Source organism: Acidovorax sp. LjRoot204 (assembly GCF_056175785.1).
On record NZ_JBGFFF010000024.1, the window covers coordinates 1 to 18,858 of the forward strand.

Here is an 18,858-nt window from a genome sequence, read left to right on the forward strand (position 1 = left end):
CGCCAGCGCAGAGCGAGTTCCACGGCGCACCCCGCAACCGCCCCGCCGCAGGTTTGCCCCGTCGCACAGCGAAGGGGTCGCAGACTGGGGGTCGCCTTTCTTTTGGGTACTTTTCTTTGGCGAAGCAAAGAAAAGTACCTCGCCCGCCGGGGCGACTCCCGGCCTCCGCCTTCAACAAAGGCATGCCACCCAATCAGCGCACAAGAACCAACACTACAAAATCAATAGCTACCAGCCCATATCCTACTAGCGCATCCAGCCAACAACAACCCAAACCATCAATCCCCCACCTCCAACCTGCGCCCATACTGCACCAGGCTCGTCTGCTTCAACGCCTTCATCATCACCTTCGCCGCCGGCGACAACAGCCGGTCCGACCGCGTGATGATTCCGAACGCATCCATATGGCACGGCATCGCCAGCGGCAACACCGTCACGATCCCATGCGCCGCGTAATAGCGCGCCACATCCTCCGCCACCACCGCAATCATGTCGCTCTGCTGCAGCATGCGMGTGATGAASAGCAGSGCCGATGTCTCCACCGTGTGCAGCGGCGGCGCCAGCCCGTCCTGCTGGAACATCAGGTCAAACCGGTGCCGCAACACGCTGCCCGCCGGCGGCACGATCCAGCTGGCCGAGACCACGTCGCGCAGCGTCAACCCGCTCATGCTCGACAGCGGGTGGCCCGGGCGCGTCATGGCGCAAACCAGCTCCTCCGTCAGCGACTCATAACGCAGGTTCTCCTTGTCGTGCTCCTCGTACAAGCGGCCCACCACGATGTCGAGCTTGCCCTGCTCCAGCCGCTCCAGCAGCACGGGGCTGGTTTCGATGTCCAGCGAAATGCGCAGGCTGGGGTGCTCCTGCTTGACCTGTGCCACGGCGGCGGGCAACAGGCTCAGGCCCGGTGAGGTGATGGCGCCAATGCCCACCTGGCCGTAGTGCCCGCGCTTGAGCGCACCGATCTCGTCGTGCGCCTGGTTCAGGTTGGCCAGGGCCATGCGCGCGTGGCGGATCATCGTTTCGCCATACCAGGTGGGTCGCATGCCGCGCGGCAGGCGGTCAAACAGCGACACCTCCAGCACATCCTCCAGGTCCTTGAGCAGCTTGGAGGCGGCCGGCTGGGTCATGCTGAGCACCTGGGCGGCGCGGTGGATGTTGCCCTCTTCGGCCAGGGCCACCAGCAGCAGCAGTTGGCGCGTCTTGAGGCGGGCGCGGATGAACCAGTGGTTGTAGGTGCTCATGGAAGGGGGACGAGAAAAGGGAGGGGTTTTCCAGAATGCAAAGAACGATATGTATTTTGTCTAAAAAACGATTGGATTGATATCGAAACCTTCCATAGACTTCGCCGCAACTGCAACAAAGGCCTCTCTCCATGAAGCTCGGCGACCTCCAGCTCAGCCCCCGGCACCTGATCAACGGCCGGTGGGAAATCGGCACCACCACCGGCATCAGCACCAATCCGTCGGACACCCGCGAGGTGGTGGCCGAATACGCCCGCGCCGACCGCAACCAGACCGAGCTGGCCGTGCGCGCTGCGGCCGACGCCCTGCCCACCTGGAGCCAGAGCACACCCCAACGCCGCGCCGACGTGCTGGACATGATCGGCAGCGAGCTGCTGGCACGCAAGGACGAGCTGGGTGCGCTGCTGGCGCGGGAAGAAGGCAAGACGCTGCCTGAAGGCATCGCCGAGGTGGCGCGCGGCGGGCAGATCTTCAAGTTTTTTGCGGGCGAGGCGCTGCGCATCCAGGGCGAACTACTCGCCTCGGTGCGCCAAGGCGTGCAGGTGGACGTAACCCGGGAGCCCGTGGGCGTGGTGGGCATCATCGCGCCGTGGAACTTCCCGTTCGCCATCCCGGCCTGGAAGATCGCCCCGGCCCTGGCCTACGGAAACACCGTGGTGTTCAAGCCCGCCGAGCTGGTGCCCGCCTGCGGTTGGGCGCTGGCCGAAATCATCAGCCGCAGCGGCCTGCCCGCCGGTGCCTTCAACCTCGTCATGGGCAGCGGCCGCGAGGTGGGCCAGRCGCTGGTGGACCACCCGCTGGTCAACGCGCTGAGCTTCACCGGATCAGTCGCCACGGGCGACCGCATCCTGCGCGCCGCCAGCCAGCGCCGCGCCAAGGTGCAACTGGAGATGGGCGGCAAGAACCCGCTCATCGTGCTGGCCGACGCCGACCTGGACCAGGCGGTGGACTGCGCGCTGCAGGGCTCGTATTTCTCCACCGGCCAGCGCTGCACCGCATCGAGCCGCCTCATCGTCGAGGCCGAGGTGCACGACGCCTTTGTGGCGCGCCTGCGCAACCGGCTGGCCAGCCTGAAGGTGGGCCACGCGCTGGAGCGTGGCACCGAGATGGGCCCGGTGGTGGACGACAACCAGCTGGCACAGAACCTGGACTACATCGACATTGCGCGCAATGAGGGAGCGGAGCATGTCTGGGGTGGCGAGCGCCTGGAGCGCCCCACCCCAGGCCATTACATGAGCCCCGCCCYCTTTCTGGCCCGCCCCGAGCACCGCGTGGCGCGCGAAGAAATCTTTGGCCCCGTGGCCTGCGTGCTGCGGGCTGACGACTACGAGCACGCACTGGCCTTGGCCAACGACACGCCCTTTGGCCTGTGTGCGGGCATCTGCACCACGTCGCTCAAGCGCGCCATGCACTTCAAGCGCCACGCTGCCGTGGGCATGACCATGGTGAACCTGCCCACGGCGGGTGTGGACTTCCATGTGCCGTTTGGCGGCCGCAAGGAATCCAGCTACGGCGCCCGCGAGCAGGGGCGCTACGCCGCCGAGTTCTACACCATGGTCAAGACGGGCTACATGCTGGCCTAAGAAGGTGGGAAGGAACCCAACATGCCCGCTCATGTCGCCAGAACACTCCCGCTCGTCGTTGCAAATGCTCGCCATAGCCCGAGCTATGACTGCGCTTTGCGCCTAGAGCGGAAGCGTTTTGGCAACCTGCTCTGGCACGCTGGATCCCTTCCCACCTTCTGAACCATCCTTTATCGCATCGCTGCTTTTCCATCCCGCAACCGTCGTCAACCAACCATTACAGACAGGAGACAAGATGATGAAAATGAACCGCCGCACCGTTGCTGCCGCCTTGGCCAGCGTGCCCGTGGCCGCCCTGCTGCCCGGCGCCGCCTGGGCGCAAAAGCCCCTCGTGCTGGGCTTCAGCCAGGTGGGGGCCGAGAGTGAATGGCGCACCGCCAACACCGAGTCGATCAAGTCAGCAGCCAAAGAGGCCGGCATCGAGCTGAAGTTCTCGGACGCGCAGCAAAAGCAGGAGAACCAGATCAAGGCCATCCGCTCGTTCATCGCACAGAAGGTGGATGTGATTGCATTCTCGCCCGTGGTGGAGTCGGGCTGGGAACCCGTGCTGCGCGAGGCCAAGGCCGCCAAGATCCCCGTGGTGCTGACCGACCGCGCGGTGAACACCAAGGACACGTCGCTGTATGTGACCTTCATGGGCTCGGACTTTGTGGAAGAAGGCCGCAAGGCCGGCCGCTGGCTGGTGGAGAAGATGAAGGACCAGAAGGGCGAGGTCAACATCGTCGAGCTGCAAGGCACCGTGGGCTCGGCCCCTGCCATCGACCGCAAGAAGGGCTTTGAAGAAGTCATCAAGGCCGACCCCAAGTTCAAGATCATCCGCAGCCAGACCGGCGACTTCACCCGTGCCAAGGGCAAGGAAGTGATGGAAGCCTTCCTGAAGGCCGAGGGCAAGAAGATCAACGTGCTCTACGCGCACAACGACGACATGGCGATTGGCGCCATCCAGGCCATCGAAGAGGCCGGCATGAAGCCTGCCAAGGACATCGTGATCATCTCCATCGACGCCGTGAAGGGCGCCTTCGAGGCCATGATCGCCGGCAAGCTCAACGTGAGCGTGGAATGCAGCCCCCTGCTGGGCCCGCAGCTGATGAGCGCCGTCAAGGACATCAAGGCTGGCAAGGCCGTTCCCAAGCGCATCGTGACCGAAGAAGGCATCTTCCCGATGGAAGTGGCGGCGAAGGAAATGCCTAACCGCAAGTATTAACCCCCTGAGGCGGTGCGCGCCTTCCCCCTTTCTCTCGCATCGCTGCGCGATGCGGGAAGGGGGACGCCACCGGCCCGGCGGGGCGGCCCTTGGGCGGTGGCTCTGGCACTGGGCCACGACAGTTTCGTAAGGCTGTGACGCATCCAAGCGGCAATCAAATCAAAACAACATCAGGAGACAGACTCAAATGAAGCGTGCAATTTTCAAGGCCGTGCTGGCCACCGTGGCACTGGCTGCCATTGGCGCCACGTCCGTGGCATCGGCCCAGGACAAGGGCACCATCGGCATCTCGATGCCCACCAAGTCCTCGGCGCGCTKGATTGCCGATGGCGACAACATGGTCAAGGTGCTCAAGGACCGGGGCTACAAGACCGACCTGCAGTACGCCGAAGACGACATCCCCAACCAGCTCGCGCAGATCGAGAACATGATCACCAAGGGTGCCAAGGTGCTGGTGATCGCGTCGATTGACGGCACAACGCTGTCCAAGGCGCTGCAAAACGCGGCCGACAAGGGCGTGAAGGTCATTGCGTACGACCGTCTCATCAAGGGCTCGAAGAACGTGGACTACTACGCCACGTTCGACAACTTCCAGGTCGGCGTGCTGCAGGCCACCTCCATCGTGGACAAGCTGGGCCTCAAGCAAGGCAAGGGCCCGTTCAACATTGAACTGTTCGGCGGCTCGCCGGACGACAACAACGCCTTCTTCTTCTACGACGGCGCCATGAGCGTGCTGCAGCCCTACATCGACAGCGGCAAGCTGGTGGTGCGCAGCAAGCAGACCGGCATGAACAAGGTGGGCACGCTGCGCTGGGATGGCTCGGTGGCCCAGGCGCGCATGGACAACCTGCTGTCGGCCTACTACGGCAAGGACAAGGTGCATGCGGTGCTGTCGCCCTATGACGGCATCTCCATCGGCATTCTGTCCTCCCTCAAGGGCGTGGGCTACTGCACCGCCCAGCAGCCCTGCCCCGTGGTCAGCGGCCAGGACGCTGAGGTGCCTTCCATCAAGTCCATCCTCAAGGGCGAGCAGTCTTCCACTGTGTTCAAGGACACCCGCGAGCTGGCCAAGGTGGCCGCCAACATGGTGGACGCCGTACTGACGGGCAAGCAGCCCGAGATCAACGACACCAAGACCTACAACAACGGCGTGAAGGTGGTGCCCTCGTACCTGCTCAAGCCGGTGGCGGTGGACTCCTCCAATTGGAACGCGGTGTTGGTCGGCAGTGGGTACTACAAAGAGTCTCAGATCAAGTGAGCACGAGCGGCTTCTGCATGTAGAGCCGCCGCCTGCGAATGCTGCTGGGGCAGCGCAGGCGGCCTGCAACCGGGATGGGGCCCAAGGCCCCACCAACAGACTGAGAGACCATGCTTCTTGAAATGCGGAACATCCGCAAAACCTTCCCCGGCGTGGTGGCGCTGAACCAGGTCAACCTGCAGGTGCAGGCCGGGGAGATCCATGCCATCGTCGGCGAAAACGGGGCGGGCAAATCCACGTTGATGAAGGTGCTGTCGGGTGTGTACCCACACGGCAGCTACAGCGGCCAGATCCTGTTCGACGGGCAGGAGCGCGAGTTTGCGGGCATCCGCGACAGCGAGCACCTGGGCATCATCATCATTCACCAGGAGCTGGCGCTGGTGCCGCTGCTGTCGATTGCCGAGAACATCTTCCTTGGCAACGAAACCGCGCGGCACGGCGTCATTGACTGGATGGCCGCACACAGCCGCGCACAGGCGCTGCTGCACAAGGTGGGCCTGCGCGAGTCGCCTGACACACCGGTGGGCCAGCTGGGTGTGGGCAAGCAGCAGCTGGTGGAGATTGCCAAGGCGCTGTCGCGCAAGGTGCGCCTGCTGATCCTGGACGAGCCCACCGCCAGCCTGAACGAAAACGACAGCCAGGCCCTGCTGGACCTGCTGCTGGAGCTGAAAGCCCAGGGCATCACCTGCATCCTGATCTCGCACAAGCTCAACGAAATCTCACGCGTGGCCGATGCCATCACCGTGCTGCGCGATGGCAGCACCGTGCAGATGCTGGACTGCCGCGAAGGCCCGGTGAGCGAAGACCGCGTGATCCAGGCCATGGTGGGCCGCAAGATGAGCGACCGCTACCCCCAGCGCCAGCCACAAGTGGGCGACATTGTTTTTGAGGTGCGCAACTGGCGCGCCCACCACCCGCAGCGCAGCGACCGCGAGCACCTCAAGGGCATCGACCTGAATGTGCGGCGCGGCGAGATTGTGGGCATTGCGGGCCTGATGGGCGCAGGCCGCACCGAGCTGGCCATGAGCATCTTCGGCCGCTCGTGGGGCCAGCGCATCAGCGGCGAAGTGCGGCTGCACGGCCAGCCCATCGACGTGAGCACGGTGGAAAAGGCCGTGCGCCACGGACTGGCCTATGTGACCGAAGACCGCAAGGGCAATGGCCTGGTGCTGAACGAAGACATCCAGTTCAACACCTCGCTGGCCAACCTGCCGGGCGTGTCGTTCGCCAGCGTGATCGACAGCGGTCAGGAACACCGCGTGGCACAGGACTACCGCGAGAAGCTGCGCATCCGCTGCTCGGGCGTGGACCAGAAGACGCTGAATCTGTCGGGCGGCAACCAGCAAAAAGTGGTGCTGAGCAAATGGCTGTTCACCAGCCCCGAAGTGCTCATCCTCGACGAGCCCACGCGCGGCATCGACGTGGGCGCCAAGTAYGAGATCTACACCCTCATCGMCCAGCTGGCGGSCGAGGGCAAATGCGTGATCGTGATCTCCTCCGAAATGCCCGAGCTGCTGGGCATCACGGACCGCATCTATGTGATGAACGAAGGCCGCTTTGTGGCCGAGATGCCAACTTCAGATGCCTCGCAAGAAAAGATCATGCGAGCCATCGTGAGTGCCCCCCCTGAGGCGCTTCGCGCCATCCCCCCCAAGGGGGACGCCGCCCGTGCGGCGGGGCGGCCCTTGCACGGCGGCCGCGCGTAGCTGCAGCGCCCCTCTTCAGCGCCTGATGAACCGCACAACGCATTGAACTGATGACCGAAATGAGCCAGACCACCCATCCCCCCGCCAGCACGCTGGCCGACGGCAACCCGACAACTGCGGCGCGTCACGACAAGTCGCTGCTGCAGCACCTGCAGCACAACCTGCGCGAATACGGCATGTTGATCACGCTGGTGGCCATCATGGCCTTTTTCCAGTACATGACCGAGGGCACGCTGATGCAGCCCTTGAACCTGACCAACCTGGTGCTGCAGAACAGCTATATCGTCATCATGGCGCTGGGCATGCTGCTGGTCATCGTGGCCGGGCACATCGACCTGTCGGTGGGGTCGGTGTGTGGCTTCATCGGCGCACTGGCAGCGGTGCTGATGGTCGAATACAACTGGCACTTTGTGCCCGCCACGCTGGTGTGCCTGCTGTGCGGCGGCCTCATCGGCGCCATTCAAGGCGGGTTTGTGGCCTTCTCGCGCATCCCCTCGTTCATCGTCACGTTGGCGGGCATGCTGGTGTTCAAGGGCCTGGCGCTGGCGCTGCTGGCTGGTCAGTCGGTGGGGCCGTTCCCCTCGGCGTTCCAGATGCTCAGCTCGGGTTTTATCCCCGACCTGTTCAGTGTGGAGGGGCTGCGCCTGACCTCGCTGCTGCTGGGCGCGGCCGTGGCAGCGGCCCTGGCCGTGGGCGGCCTGCGCCAGCGCGCCAACCGGCTGCGCCACGGCGTGCAGACAGAGCCTGCGGGTCTGTTCATCGCACGCACGGTGGTGTTTGGCGGGTTGCTGGTGTACTTCAGCTACCTGCTCGCCTCGTACAAGGGCCTGCCCAACGTGCTCATCGTGATGGCGCTGCTGATCGTGCTGTTCGACTTTGTCACCAGCCGCACCACCGTCGGCCGCCGCATCTATGCCATGGGCGGCAACGAGAAGGCGGCCAAGCTCTCGGGCATCAAGACCGAGCGGCTCACRCTGTATGCCTTCATCAACATGGGCGTGTTGGCAGCCCTGGCCGGGCTGGTGTTTGCGGCGCGGCTGAACACCGCCACGCCCAAGGCGGGCCTGGGTTTTGAGCTGGACGTGATTGCTGCCTGCTTCATCGGCGGCGCATCGGCATCGGGCGGCGTGGGCAAGGTGATGGGCGCGGTCATCGGCGCCTTTGTGATGGGCGTGATGAACAACGGCATGTCCATCCTGGGCATCGGCATCGACTACCAGCAGGTCATCAAGGGCGTCGTGCTGCTGGCCGCCGTGCTCGTGGATGTCTACAACAAGAACAAGGCATGACGGTTTCCATGGACGCATCCACCGTTCACGCCCCCGCTGCCGCGCCTGTGCTGCAGCTTTCGGGCATCCACAAGCAGTTTGCGGGCATCACCGTGCTGCGCGATGTGCAGCTCAACCTCTACCCCGGCGAGATCCATGCGCTGATGGGGCAGAACGGTGCGGGCAAGTCCACGCTGATCAAGGTGCTGACGGGCGTGCTGGAGGCCAGCGGCGGGCAGATGCGGCTGGGCGGAAAAGCGGTGTGGCCGGACTCGCCGCTGGCGGCGCAGCGCCTGGGCATCAGCACSGTSTACCAGGAGGTCAACCTSTGCCCSAACCTCTCGGTGGCCGAGAACRTSTTTGCGGGCCGCTAYCCGCGCTGCGGCRYSGCGCAGGGYTTTCGCATCGACTGGGCCACGCTGCACCAGCGCGCCCGCGATCTGGTGGCGCGCATCGGCCTGCAGATCGACGTGACGCGCCTGCTGTCGAACTACCCCGTGGCCGTGCAACAGCTGGTGGCGATTGCGCGCGCACTCAGCATCGAATCGCGTGTGTTGATCCTGGATGAGCCCACCTCCAGCCTGGACGACGACGAAGTGCAAAAGCTCTTCGAGGTGCTGCGGCGCCTGCGCAGCGAGGGACTGGCCATCGTTTTTGTGACGCATTTCCTGAACCAGGTGTATGCCGTGTCCGACCGCATCTCCGTGCTGCGCAACGGCAGCTGGGTCGGCGAGTGGCTGGCCAAAGACCTGGGGCCACAGGCGCTGATCGCCGCCATGCTGGGCCGCGACCTGGCCGCAGCGTCGGAGCAACCCGCACCAGCGCCCTCCGTGGACAGCCGTCAAGCCACGCTGCTGCAAGCCGAGGGCCTGGGACAAGACACGCAATTGCAGCCGCTGGACCTGCAGATCCGCGCGGGCGAGGTGGTGGGCCTGGCGGGCTTGCTGGGATCGGGCCGCACCGAGCTGGCGCGCCTGCTGTTCGGCCTGGAGCAGCCTGACCGGGGCGCGCTGCGCATCGACGGGCAGGTGGTGAAGTTTGCCAACCCCATGGATGCGATCCGCCATGGCCTGGCCCTGTGCCCCGAAGAGCGCAAGACCGACGGCATCGTGGCGGAACTGTCGGTGCGCGAGAACATTGCGCTGGCGCTGCAGGCCCGCATGGGCGTGGGCCAATTCCTCTCGCGCGCCGAGCAGACGGCGCTGGCCGAACGCTATGTGAAGCTGCTGGGYATCAAGACCGMGAGYGTGGAMAMSCCCATCGGCYTGCTCTCGGGYGGCAACCAGCAAAARGCCATSMTYGCGCGCTGGMTSGCSAYCGAGCCGCGMCTGYTGATCCTSGACGARCCCACGCGCGGCATCGACGTGGCSGCCAAGCAGGAAATCATGGAMSAGATCCTGCGCCTGGCCCAGGGCGGCATGGCCGTTCTGTTCATCTCTTCCGAAATGAGCGAGGTGGTGCGCGTGGCGCACCGCATCGTGGTGCTCCGCGACCGCCACAAGGTGGGTGAGCTGCCTGCGGGCAGCAGCGAAGACGCCGTCTACGAACTCATCGCCGCAGAACATGCTTGAACGTCCCTCCTCTCCTTCCCTTTTTGCCGCGCTGATGCGACACCGCTTGGCGTGGCCCGCCGTCACGTTGCTGCTCCTGCTGGCCATCAATACGGCTTTCAACGCCAGTTTTCTACACATCGAATGGCGCGATGGGCACCTGTACGGCAGCCTCATCGACATACTGAACCGCGCSGCRCCGCTGGTGCTGGTKTCGCTGGGCATGACGCTGGTGATTGCCACACGCGGCATCGATATTTCGGTGGGCGCGACGGTGGCCATTGCAGCGGCCGTGGCAGCGTGGCTGATCGGCGGCTCGGTGTCGGGCACCGAGAGCCGGTTTCCACTGCCCGTCGCCATCCTGGGCGCCATCGGCGTGGCGCTGCTGTGCGGGCTGTGGAATGGCGTGCTGGTCGCCAAGGTGGGCATGCAGCCCATCATTGCCACACTGATCCTCATGGTGGCGGGCCGSGGCRTTGCSCAGCTCATCRCCGACGGGCAGATCATCACCATCTACTACAMGCCCTACTTCTTCATGGGCGGTGGGTACCTGGCAGGGCTGCCGTTCTCKSTGTTCRTMGTGGCCGCRGTSTTCGTGSTGCTSTACCTSGCCATCACGCGCACGGCGCTSGGSCTKTTCATCCAGGCAGTGGGCATCAACCCCACCGCGGCGCGGGTAGCGGGCGTGCAGGCGGGGCGGCTTATCGTGGCGGCCTATGTGTTCTGCGGCGTGTGCGCGGGCATTGCGGGGCTGCTGATCAGCTCCAACGTGAAGAGCGCGGATGGCAACAACGCTGGGCAGCTGCTGGAGCTGGACGCCATCCTGGCCGTCACGCTGGGTGGCACCGCCCTCACCGGAGGCCGCTTCAGCCTGGTGGGCAGCGTGATTGGTGCGCTCATCATCCAGACGCTGACCTACGCCATCTACTCGCTGGGCGTGCCGCCCGAGATCAACCTGGTGGTGAAGGCCGTGGTGGTGTTCATCGTGATGCTGCTGCAGTCGCCCGAGTTCCGGGCGCAAGTCGGCGCCCTGGCACGCCGCCCCGGCGCGGGAGCTTTGCCATGAGCGCCGTACCCAAAACCGCAGGCTTCGGCACCGTGAACCACCCTGCCCCACAGGCCACCGCCGCGCGCGCGCGGTTCAACCCCAAGTACCTGCCGCTGGCAGCCACCATCTCGCTGTTCGTGGCCATGGCCACGCTGGGTTCGGTGCTGTACACCGGGTTCTTCTCGGCCCAGGTGTTCCTCAACCTGCTGATCGACAACGCCTTCCTSATCRTCGTGGCSGTGGGCATGACSTTCGTGATYCTKTCGGGCGGCATCGACCTCTCGGTSGGCTCGGTGGTGGCGCTGACCACCATGGTGCTGGCCGCGCTGGTGGAACACCGGGGCTGGAACCCGATGGTCGCCATCCCGCTGGTGTTGCTGATGGGCACGGCATTTGGCGCGTTCATGGGTTTCCTCATCGAGCGCTTTCGGCTTCAGCCCTTCATCGTCACGCTGGCAGGCATGTTCCTGGCGCGGGGGCTGTGCTACCTGATCAGCATCGACTCCATCAGCATCACCCACGAGGGCTACTCCGAGCTGGCCCAGTGGCGCCTGCCGCTGTGGGAAGGCGCATCCCTATCGCTGGGGGCGCTCATCGCCATCGCCGTGCTGCTGGTTGCCCTGTTTGTGGCGCACTGCACGCCGTTTGGCCGCAGCGTGTATGCGGTGGGCGGCAGCGAGCACTCGGCTGTGCTCATGGGCCTGCCGGTGCGCCGTACGCTGATTGGCGTGTACACGCTGTCGGGCTTTTGCTCGGCACTGGCGGGCGTGGTGTTCACGTTCTACATGCTGTCGGGCTATGGCCTGCATGCCGTGGGCATGGAGCTGGATGCGATTGCCGCAGTGGTCATTGGCGGCACGCTGCTCACGGGYGGCGTSGGCTATGTGGCGGGCACGCTGTTYGGCGTGCTSATGCTCGGRATCATCCAGACCCTGATTTCCTTCGACGGCACGCTCAGCTCCTGGTGGACACGCATCGTCGTTGGTGTGCTGCTGTTCGCTTTCTGTCTGCTGCAGCGGCTGCTTTCGCGCCGCTCGGGCAAGGCCCGTTGACTCTTCATTTTTCCTCTTTCTCTCGCACCCCACCATGACCACCCCCAAGCGCAAACTCCGCTCCGCCGAATGGTTCGGCACGGCCGACAAGAACGGCTTCATGTACCGCAGCTGGATGAAGAACCAGGGCATCCCCGACCACGCGTTCGACGGCCGCCCCGTGATCGGCATCTGCAACACCTGGTCCGAGCTGACGCCATGCAACGCCCACTTTCGCAAGATCGCCGAGCATGTGAAGCGCGGCATCTACGAGGCGGGCGGCTTTCCGGTGGAGTTCCCGGTTTTCTCCAACGGCGAATCCAACCTGCGACCCACSGCCATGCTCACGCGCAACCTKGCSAGCATGGAYGTGGAAGARGCCATYCGCGGCAACCCSRTCGAYGCGGTSGTGCTGCTSRYGGGCTGCGACAARACCACGCCYGCRYTGCTGATGGGCGCSGCSAGCTGCGAYRTSCCSGCCATCGTGGTCACSGGCGGGCCCATGCTCAACGGCAAGCTCGACGGCAAGGACATCGGCTCGGGCACGGCCGTGTGGCRSYTGCACGAGTCRCTSAARGCCGGCGAGATCAACSWRCACCAGTTCYTCKCGGCCGARGSCGGCATGTCACGYTCSGCCGGCACCTGCAACACCATGGGCACGGCCAGCACCATGGCCTGCATGGCCGAGTCGCTGGGCACTTCGCTGCCGCACAACGCTGCCATCCCGGCCGTGGACTCGCGCCGGTATGTACTAGCCCACATGTCGGGCAAACGGATCGTTGAAATGGCGCACGAAGGGCTCACGCTCTCCAAAATTCTCACTCGCGAAGCCTTCGAGAACGCTATCCGCACCAACGCCGCCATCGGCGGCTCCACCAACGCGGTCATCCACCTCAAGGCCATCGCAGGCCGCATCGGCGTACAGCTGGACCTGGAGGACTGGACGCGCATTGGCCGTGGTACGCCCACGCTGGTAGACCTGCAGCCCTCGGGCCGCTTCCTGATGGAAGAGTTCTACTACGCGGGCGGCCTGCCCGCCGTGCTGCGCCGCCTGGGCGAGAACGGCCTGCTGCCCCACCCCAACGCACTCACCGTCAACGGCAAGAGCCTGTGGGACAACGTGCGCGAAGCGCCCCAATACAACGACGAGGTGATCCGCCCGATCAACAACCCGCTGATTGCCGACGGGGGCATCTGCATCCTGCGCGGCAACCTGGCGCCGCGTGGCGCGGTGCTCAAGCCCTCCGCCGCCTCGCCCGAACTGCTCAAGCACCGGGGCCGCGCCGTGGTGTTCGAGAACCTGGAGCACTACAAGGAACGCATCGTCGATGAAAACCTGGACATCGACGCAAGCTGCGTGATGGTGCTCAAGAACTGCGGCCCCAAGGGCTACCCCGGCATGGCCGAGGTGGGCAACATGGGCCTGCCGCCCAAGCTGCTGCGCCAGGGCGTGAAGGACATGGTGCGCATCTCCGACGCCCGCATGAGCGGCACCGCCTACGGCACCGTGGTGCTGCACGTGGCGCCCGAGGCGGCAGCCGGTGGCCCCCTGGCTGCCGTGCGCGATGGCGACTTCATTGAGCTGGACTGCGAGAACGGCCGCCTGCACCTGGACATCAGCGACGAGGAACTGGCCGCACGCTTGGCCGCATTGGCTGGCACGGACAACGGCGGACGCGGCGGCTACCAGCGGCTGTATGTGGACCACGTACTGCAGGCGGACGATGGTTGCGACTTTGACTTCTTGGTCGGCTGCCGGGGGGCTGCTGTGCCCCGCCACTCGCATTGATGTGCCCCACTGAGGCGCTCGTCACAGTCAATTGCTACAGATTCAATAGCTACCAGCGCCTATTCAACTAGCGCTAGAGGCATATTTCACTCAAATTCTTACCCGCACCGCCATGCCAGCCACCCATTCCCTCCAGAACCCTCGCTACCGCGGCATCTTCCCCGTGGTGCCCACCACGTTCCATGAAGACGGCCGCCTCGATCTCGACAGCCAGAAGCGCTGCCTCGACTTCATGATCGACGCCGGTGTGGACGGCGTGTGCATCCTGGCCAACTTCTCCGAGCAGTTCTCGCTGTCCGATGCCGAGCGCGAAGTCCTCACCCGCACATCGCTGGAGCACGTGGCGGGCCGCGTGCCGGTCATCGTCACCACCACCCACTACGGCACCCGCGTGTGCGCCGGGCGCAGCCGCGCCGCGCAGGACATGGGTGCGGCCATGGTGATGGTCATGCCGCCTTACCACGGTGCCACTTTCCGCGTGCCCGAGGCGCAGATTTACGAGTTCTATGCCCGCGTGTCGGATGCGATCCGCATTCCGATTATGGTGCAGGACGCGCCCGCCAGCGGCACCGTGCTTTCGGCCCCCTTCCTGGCGCGCATGGCGCAAGAGATTGAAAACCTGGCCTATTTCAAGATCGAAGTGCCCGGCGCCGCCAGCAAGCTGCGCGAACTGGTCCGCCTGGGCGGCGACGCCATTGAAGGCCCCTGGGACGGCGAAGAAGCCATCACCCTGCTGGCCGACCTGGACGCGGGCGCCACGGGCGCGATGACGGGCGGCGCCTTCCCCGACGGCATCCGCCCCATCATCGAGGCGCACCGCCAGGGCGACATGGACCAGGCGTTTGCGCTCTACCAGCGCTGGCTGCCCCTCATCAACCACGAGAACCGCCAGGGCGGCATCCTCACGGCCAAGGCCCTGATGAAAGAAGGCGGCGTGATCGCCTGCGAGGCGGGCCGCCACCCCTTCCCGGCCATGCACCACGATGTGCGGCGCGGCCTGATCGACATCGCACGGCGGCTGGACCCGCTGGTGCTGCGCTGGGCGCGTTAAGCAAGACACCCATGGTGCCTGCACGTTATCTGGTGCCCGCTGAAGCGGGCCTTATCGCCCTGGACTGGGGCACGAGCGCATTGCGGGCCTTCCGCATGGGCGCGCATGGCGAGATGCTGGAGACGCGGCACCGCCCCTGGGGCATCATGAACCTGCCACCCGCCACCGCGAGCGTGGCAGACGGCGAGCCCGGCGCCGCGTTTGAACGCGCACTGCAAGACACCTGCGGAGACTGGCTGGCCGCCACACCTGGCCTGCCCCTGCTGGCCTGCGGCATGGTGGGCAGCGCCCAGGGCTGGCGCGAGGCCAAGTACCTGCCGACGCCCACCTCGCTCGATGCACTGGCGCGGGGCCTGACGCTGGTGGAGCGGCGCGACGGCCCGCCGCTGCACATCGTGCCGGGCCTGTTGCAGCAGGGCGCGCTGCCCAACGTGATGCGCGGCGAAGAAACCCAGGTGCTGGGCGTGCTGGCGGGCCTTGCGCTGCCTGCGGATGCGCCCGTGCTCATAGGCCTGCCCGGTACGCACAGCAAATGGGTGCTGGCGCGCCAGGGGCGCATCGAGCAGTTCCACACCTTCATGACCGGCGAGTTGTTTGCGGCCCTGCGCGGCCACACGATTCTGGGCAAGACCATGCAGGCCGCAGCGGCACCCGACGACGATGCCTTTGCGCGCGGGCTGGAGGTGGCGCGGGGCAGCGATGCCGCGCTGGGACTGCTCTCGCACATCTTCAGCACCCGCACGCTGGGGCTGACCGGCGCGCTGGCGCCTACCGCGCAAGCGGACTACCTCTCGGGCCTGCTGATCGGGCACGAGGTGGCGAGCCTGAGCCGCGCACAGGATCAAACCCCAACAACACCACAAACGCTGGTGCTATGCGGCGAGCCCGACCTGTGCCGCCGCTACGCCGTCGCGCTGCAGACCCATGGCTTTGCCGCACCCACCATCGCCTCGCAGGCCACGGCCACCGGGCTGTGGCAGATCGCGCTGGCGGCAGGGCTGGTCGTTGCGCCCGCACCCTCCCCCTCACACCCCTTCACCGCCGGGAGCCTGGCTGCATGAACCCCATCGACAAAGCCCTGTTCCACATCCTGCAGCGCTGCGGACTCATCGCCATCCTGCGGGGCGTGCAGCCGCACGAGGTGGTGGCCATCGGCCACGCGCTGTACGACGCAGGGTTTCGCATCATCGAAGTGCCACTCAACTCGCCCGAGCCGCTGGCCAGCATCCGCGCGCTGCGCGATGCACTGCCCGCCGACTGCCTCGTGGGCGCAGGCACCGTGCTCTCCATCGATGCCGTGGCCGATGTGGCGGCAGCCGGCGGGCAGATCATCGTCATGCCCCACAGCGACCCCGATGTGATCCGGGCCGCCCGCGCTGCCGGCATGGCCTGCGCGCCAGGCGTGGCCACGCTGACCGAGGCCTATGCCGCGCTGGCAGCGGGCGCCAACATGCTCAAGCTCTTCCCTGCCGAGGCGCTGCCGCCCCATGTGCTCAAGGCCTGGCGCGCCGTCATCACGCCGCCCATGGCGCTGGTGCCCGTGGGCGGCATCGTGCCCGAGAGCATCGCGCCCTATGCCGCCGCTGGCGCCAGCGGCTTTGGCCTGGGCTCGGCCCTGTACCGGCCCGGCGACCAGGCCCCCGAAGTCGCGCACAAGGCGGCAGCGTTTGCGCGGGCGTGGCAGGCGTCCTTTGGCACCGCGCCCGCCACGGCCTGAACCGCCCCCCCACTCGTTCCAGCCAATCCAGCACTTCTGAACCGACTGCCCATCCCCCATGAAGATCACCCGACTCACCACGTTCATCGTCCCGCCGCGCTGGTGCTTCCTCAAAATCGAAACGGACGAAGGCATCACTGGCTGGGGTGAGCCCGTGCTGGAAGGCCGCGCGCACACCGTGGCCGCTGCGGTCGATGAACTGGCTGACTACCTCATTGGCAAAGACCCACGCCACATCGAAGACCATTGGACCGTGCTGTACCGGGGCGGCTTTTACCGGGGCGGCGGCGTGCACATGAGCGCACTGGCCGGGATCGACCAGGCCCTGTGGGACATCAAGGGCAAGGCGTTGGGCGTGCCCGTGTCCGAGCTGCTGGGTGGCAATGTGCGCAGCCACATCAAGGTCTACAGCTGGATTGGCGGAGACCGCCCCAGCGAGACGGCCGCCGCTGCCCAGGCCGCCGTGGCGCGCGGCTTCACGGCCGTGAAGATGAACGGCACCGAAGAGGTGCAGTACGTGGACAGCTACGACAAGGTGGAGCGTTGCCTTCAAAACGTGGCCGCAGTGCGTGAGGCCGTGGGGCCGAATGTGGGGATTGGCGTGGACTTTCAYGGCCGCGTGCACCGGCCCATGGCCAAGGTGCTGGTCAAGGAGCTGGAGCCCTACAAGCTCATGTTCATCGAAGAGCCTGTGCTGAGCGAACACGAAGAGGCGCTGAAGGAAATCGCCCGCATCTCCTCCACCCCCATCGCCCTGGGCGAGCGCCTGTACTCGCGCTGGGACTTCAAGCGCGTGCTGCAAGGCGGCTATGCGGACATCATCCAGCCCGACCCCTCGCACGCAGGCGGCATCACCGAGACCCGCAAGATCGCCAGCATGGCCGAGGCCTACGACGTGGCCCTGGCCCTGCACTGCCCGCTGGGCCCGATTGCCCTGGCGGCCAACCTGCAGCTGKATGCGGTTTGCTACAACGCCTTCATCCAGGAGCAGAGCCTGGGCATCCACTACAACCAGGCCAACGACCTGATGGACTATGTGTCCAACCCCGGGGTGTTTGCGTACCAGGACGGGATGGTCGCCATCCCCACCGGGCCGGGGCTAGGGATTGAGGTGAACGAAGACTATGTGCGCGAGCGGGCGCAGGAGGGGCACCGATGGAGGAACCCGGTGTGRCGGCACCGGGATGGGAGTTTTGCGGAGTGGTGAGGTGGTTGGGCGCCTTGTTATTGATGCGGCGCGGTTTACTCCAGAGTATCGATGGCGCTGTACCTCAGCTTGCCCAGGGCTTCGGCAGCCTCGGCTCGAACGGGGCTCATGAATGGATTGCGCCAGATCAACAGGCCAGAAGCAGTCGCCCAGTTTCATCTTTCGAACGCTTGCTGGTACGGGGATGACTCTGTCAGCTCAGAGAAAGTCAGAGCGGTTTGGGCAAATCACAGGCTGCAAAAAACGCCACACGAGCTTCATCAAGCACCTCGACAAGCTCGTCTGCAACAAACTGTCTGCTTCCGATTTCAAGCAAACCTTCGCCTTGCAACACGTGTGCCAGCCGGTAAGCCCGCTCTAACAAGGCTGCAGCCTCAAGCAACTCCTTTTGTCCGCTCATACTGTGTCAGTGTGCCTGGATCAGATTGGCAGCACCCAATCCGAGGAACACCATAAAAAGTGCCTTCTGGAAGACGGGGCCGACAAGGCGGCTACGTAGCAGCTCACCAAGCTTGAGCCCGCAAAATGCGCCGATCAATGCTCCACCGACTGCAATAGCAACAGACGACGAGATCAACCCCAAAGGGGCGGACATCTGCACTTTCACGGCGAGCGACAGAGTGGCCACGGTGAATGAAAGGCCCAGCGCTTGCACCATCTCGTCCTTGCCCAGCCGCAGCGTCTGCAAGTAGGGAACCCAGGGCAATACGAAGACGGCCGTGAGTGCCGTCACGAACCCGGTGGCCGCGCCTGTCGGCAGGCTGAGCCATTTGCTGGTGAGCGAAAGATCGGGCAGCTGAGGTCGCCACAAGCCCCAGATGCCATAGGCCATGAGAATCACGCCCAGCCAGCCCTTGGTCGTTTGTGCGGAAACGGCGTCCCCGAGACCGGGCGCGCTCACAGTCACGATCGCGATTGCCAGCCAACCGGGCCACAGCCGGGATACCAGCGAGCGCAGGTGAGGGCCACGGCATTGCGCGATATTGGTTGCCAGCGAGGGTATGACCAACAGTGCGGCGGCTTGCACAGGGGGCATCCACAGCCCGAGCAAGCTCACGGCTACTGTAGGCAGCCCCATGCCGGTGACGCCCTTCACACCACCGGCCAGAACGAAAACAACGACCACCATCAAGAGCTGCAATATGTCCATGCCCCATGGTGTGTGCATGGCCCAAGTGCTGTCCATCGGATAGCAGTGAACAGAT

General features: G+C 65.3%; 16 protein-coding genes. 13 read left to right on the forward strand and 3 right to left on the reverse strand.

Going from position 1 to position 18,858, the window contains the following annotated elements:
* Window positions 1-278: 278 nt before the first annotated feature.
* Window positions 279-1,241: a LysR substrate-binding domain-containing protein gene (locus tag AC04MI_RS07060; RefSeq protein WP_063462989.1), complete on the reverse strand. Its 963-nt coding sequence runs from the start codon at window positions 1,239-1,241 to the stop codon at window positions 279-281.
* 131 nt (window positions 1,242-1,372) lie between these two features.
* Here AC04MI_RS07060 and AC04MI_RS07065 point away from each other — a divergent pair, with 131 nt between their 5' ends.
* From AC04MI_RS07065 to dgoD, 13 genes are all read left to right on the forward strand, one after another.
* Entirely contained in the window at window positions 1,373-2,824 is a 1,452-nt protein-coding gene (locus tag AC04MI_RS07065; protein ID WP_476497440.1) for an aldehyde dehydrogenase family protein, read from the forward strand.
* A 238-nt stretch (window positions 2,825-3,062) separates the two neighbouring features.
* On the forward strand, window positions 3,063-4,028 hold the full coding sequence (locus AC04MI_RS07070; RefSeq protein WP_137746565.1) for an ABC transporter substrate-binding protein: 966 nt from the start codon (window positions 3,063-3,065) through the stop codon (window positions 4,026-4,028).
* A gap of 187 nt (window positions 4,029-4,215) precedes the next feature.
* Window positions 4,216-5,286: a multiple monosaccharide ABC transporter substrate-binding protein gene (chvE, locus tag AC04MI_RS07075; protein WP_476497442.1), complete on the forward strand. Its 1,071-nt coding sequence runs from the start codon at window positions 4,216-4,218 to the stop codon at window positions 5,284-5,286.
* Between the two features lie 110 nt (window positions 5,287-5,396).
* On the forward strand, window positions 5,397-6,992 hold the full coding sequence (gene mmsA, locus AC04MI_RS07080) for a multiple monosaccharide ABC transporter ATP-binding protein (protein ID WP_476497443.1): 1,596 nt from the start codon (window positions 5,397-5,399) through the stop codon (window positions 6,990-6,992).
* 59 nt (window positions 6,993-7,051) lie between these two features.
* Window positions 7,052-8,281, forward strand: coding sequence for a multiple monosaccharide ABC transporter permease (mmsB, locus tag AC04MI_RS07085; protein ID WP_476497444.1), 1,230 nt, complete (start codon window positions 7,052-7,054; stop codon window positions 8,279-8,281).
* Entirely contained in the window at window positions 8,278-9,831 is a 1,554-nt protein-coding gene (locus tag AC04MI_RS07090) for a sugar ABC transporter ATP-binding protein (RefSeq protein WP_476497445.1), read from the forward strand. The genes mmsB and AC04MI_RS07090 overlap by 4 nt, the downstream gene beginning before the upstream one ends.
* Window positions 9,824-10,876 carry an ABC transporter permease gene (locus AC04MI_RS07095; RefSeq protein ID WP_476497446.1) on the forward strand — a complete coding sequence of 351 codons (1,053 nt, stop codon included), beginning with the start codon at window positions 9,824-9,826 and terminating at the stop codon, window positions 10,874-10,876. The genes AC04MI_RS07090 and AC04MI_RS07095 overlap by 8 nt, the downstream gene beginning before the upstream one ends.
* Window positions 10,873-11,910, forward strand: a complete 1,038-nt coding sequence (gene yjfF, locus AC04MI_RS07100) for a galactofuranose ABC transporter, permease protein YjfF (RefSeq protein WP_476497447.1) — start codon at window positions 10,873-10,875, stop codon at window positions 11,908-11,910. Before AC04MI_RS07095 ends, yjfF begins: the two co-directional genes overlap by 4 nt.
* A 34-nt stretch (window positions 11,911-11,944) precedes the next feature.
* Window positions 11,945-13,678 (forward strand): IlvD/Edd family dehydratase, encoded by a 1,734-nt coding sequence (locus tag AC04MI_RS07105; protein WP_476497449.1) that lies wholly within the window; start codon window positions 11,945-11,947, stop codon window positions 13,676-13,678.
* Between the two features lie 112 nt (window positions 13,679-13,790).
* Window positions 13,791-14,729, forward strand: a complete 939-nt coding sequence (locus AC04MI_RS07110) for a dihydrodipicolinate synthase family protein (protein WP_476497450.1) — start codon at window positions 13,791-13,793, stop codon at window positions 14,727-14,729.
* 11 nt (window positions 14,730-14,740) lie between these two features.
* Window positions 14,741-15,790 carry a 2-dehydro-3-deoxygalactonokinase gene (locus AC04MI_RS07115; protein ID WP_476497451.1) on the forward strand — a complete coding sequence of 350 codons (1,050 nt, stop codon included), beginning with the start codon at window positions 14,741-14,743 and terminating at the stop codon, window positions 15,788-15,790.
* Window positions 15,787-16,446: a 2-dehydro-3-deoxy-6-phosphogalactonate aldolase gene (locus AC04MI_RS07120; RefSeq protein ID WP_116749616.1), complete on the forward strand. Its 660-nt coding sequence runs from the start codon at window positions 15,787-15,789 to the stop codon at window positions 16,444-16,446. The genes AC04MI_RS07115 and AC04MI_RS07120 overlap by 4 nt, the downstream gene beginning before the upstream one ends.
* A 58-nt stretch (window positions 16,447-16,504) precedes the next feature.
* Window positions 16,505-17,653 (forward strand): galactonate dehydratase, encoded by a 1,149-nt coding sequence (gene dgoD / locus AC04MI_RS07125; RefSeq protein WP_476497453.1) that lies wholly within the window; start codon window positions 16,505-16,507, stop codon window positions 17,651-17,653.
* Window positions 17,654-17,861: 208 nt separating this feature from the next.
* Here dgoD and AC04MI_RS07130 read toward each other — a convergent pair whose 3' ends face one another.
* Both AC04MI_RS07130 and AC04MI_RS07135 read right to left on the reverse strand, forming a co-directional pair.
* The gene (locus AC04MI_RS07130) at window positions 17,862-18,053 is read right to left on the reverse strand and encodes a hypothetical protein (RefSeq protein WP_056067526.1); all 192 of its coding nucleotides are present in this window, start codon (window positions 18,051-18,053) and stop codon (window positions 17,862-17,864) included.
* 6 nt (window positions 18,054-18,059) lie between these two features.
* Window positions 18,060-18,821: a sulfite exporter TauE/SafE family protein gene (locus AC04MI_RS07135; protein ID WP_476497455.1), complete on the reverse strand. Its 762-nt coding sequence runs from the start codon at window positions 18,819-18,821 to the stop codon at window positions 18,060-18,062.
* Window positions 18,822-18,858: the final 37 nt, after the last annotated feature.

Excerpts from the sequence above, each read along its gene's own strand:
- AC04MI_RS07130 (WP_056067526.1), bottom strand. The coding sequence starts at position 18,053 with ATGAGCGGACAAAAGGAGTTGCTTGAGGCTGCAGCCTTGTTAGAGCGG.
- AC04MI_RS07070 (WP_137746565.1), top strand. The coding sequence starts at position 3,063 with ATGAAAATGAACCGCCGCACCGTTGCTGCCGCCTTGGCCAGCGTGCCC.
- AC04MI_RS07120 (WP_116749616.1), top strand. The coding sequence starts at position 15,787 with ATGAACCCCATCGACAAAGCCCTGTTCCACATCCTGCAGCGCTGCGGA.
- AC04MI_RS07110 (WP_476497450.1), top strand. The coding sequence starts at position 13,791 with ATGCCAGCCACCCATTCCCTCCAGAACCCTCGCTACCGCGGCATCTTC.
- AC04MI_RS07115 (WP_476497451.1), top strand. The coding sequence starts at position 14,741 with ATGGTGCCTGCACGTTATCTGGTGCCCGCTGAAGCGGGCCTTATCGCC.
- AC04MI_RS07135 (WP_476497455.1), bottom strand. The coding sequence starts at position 18,821 with ATGCACACACCATGGGGCATGGACATATTGCAGCTCTTGATGGTGGTC.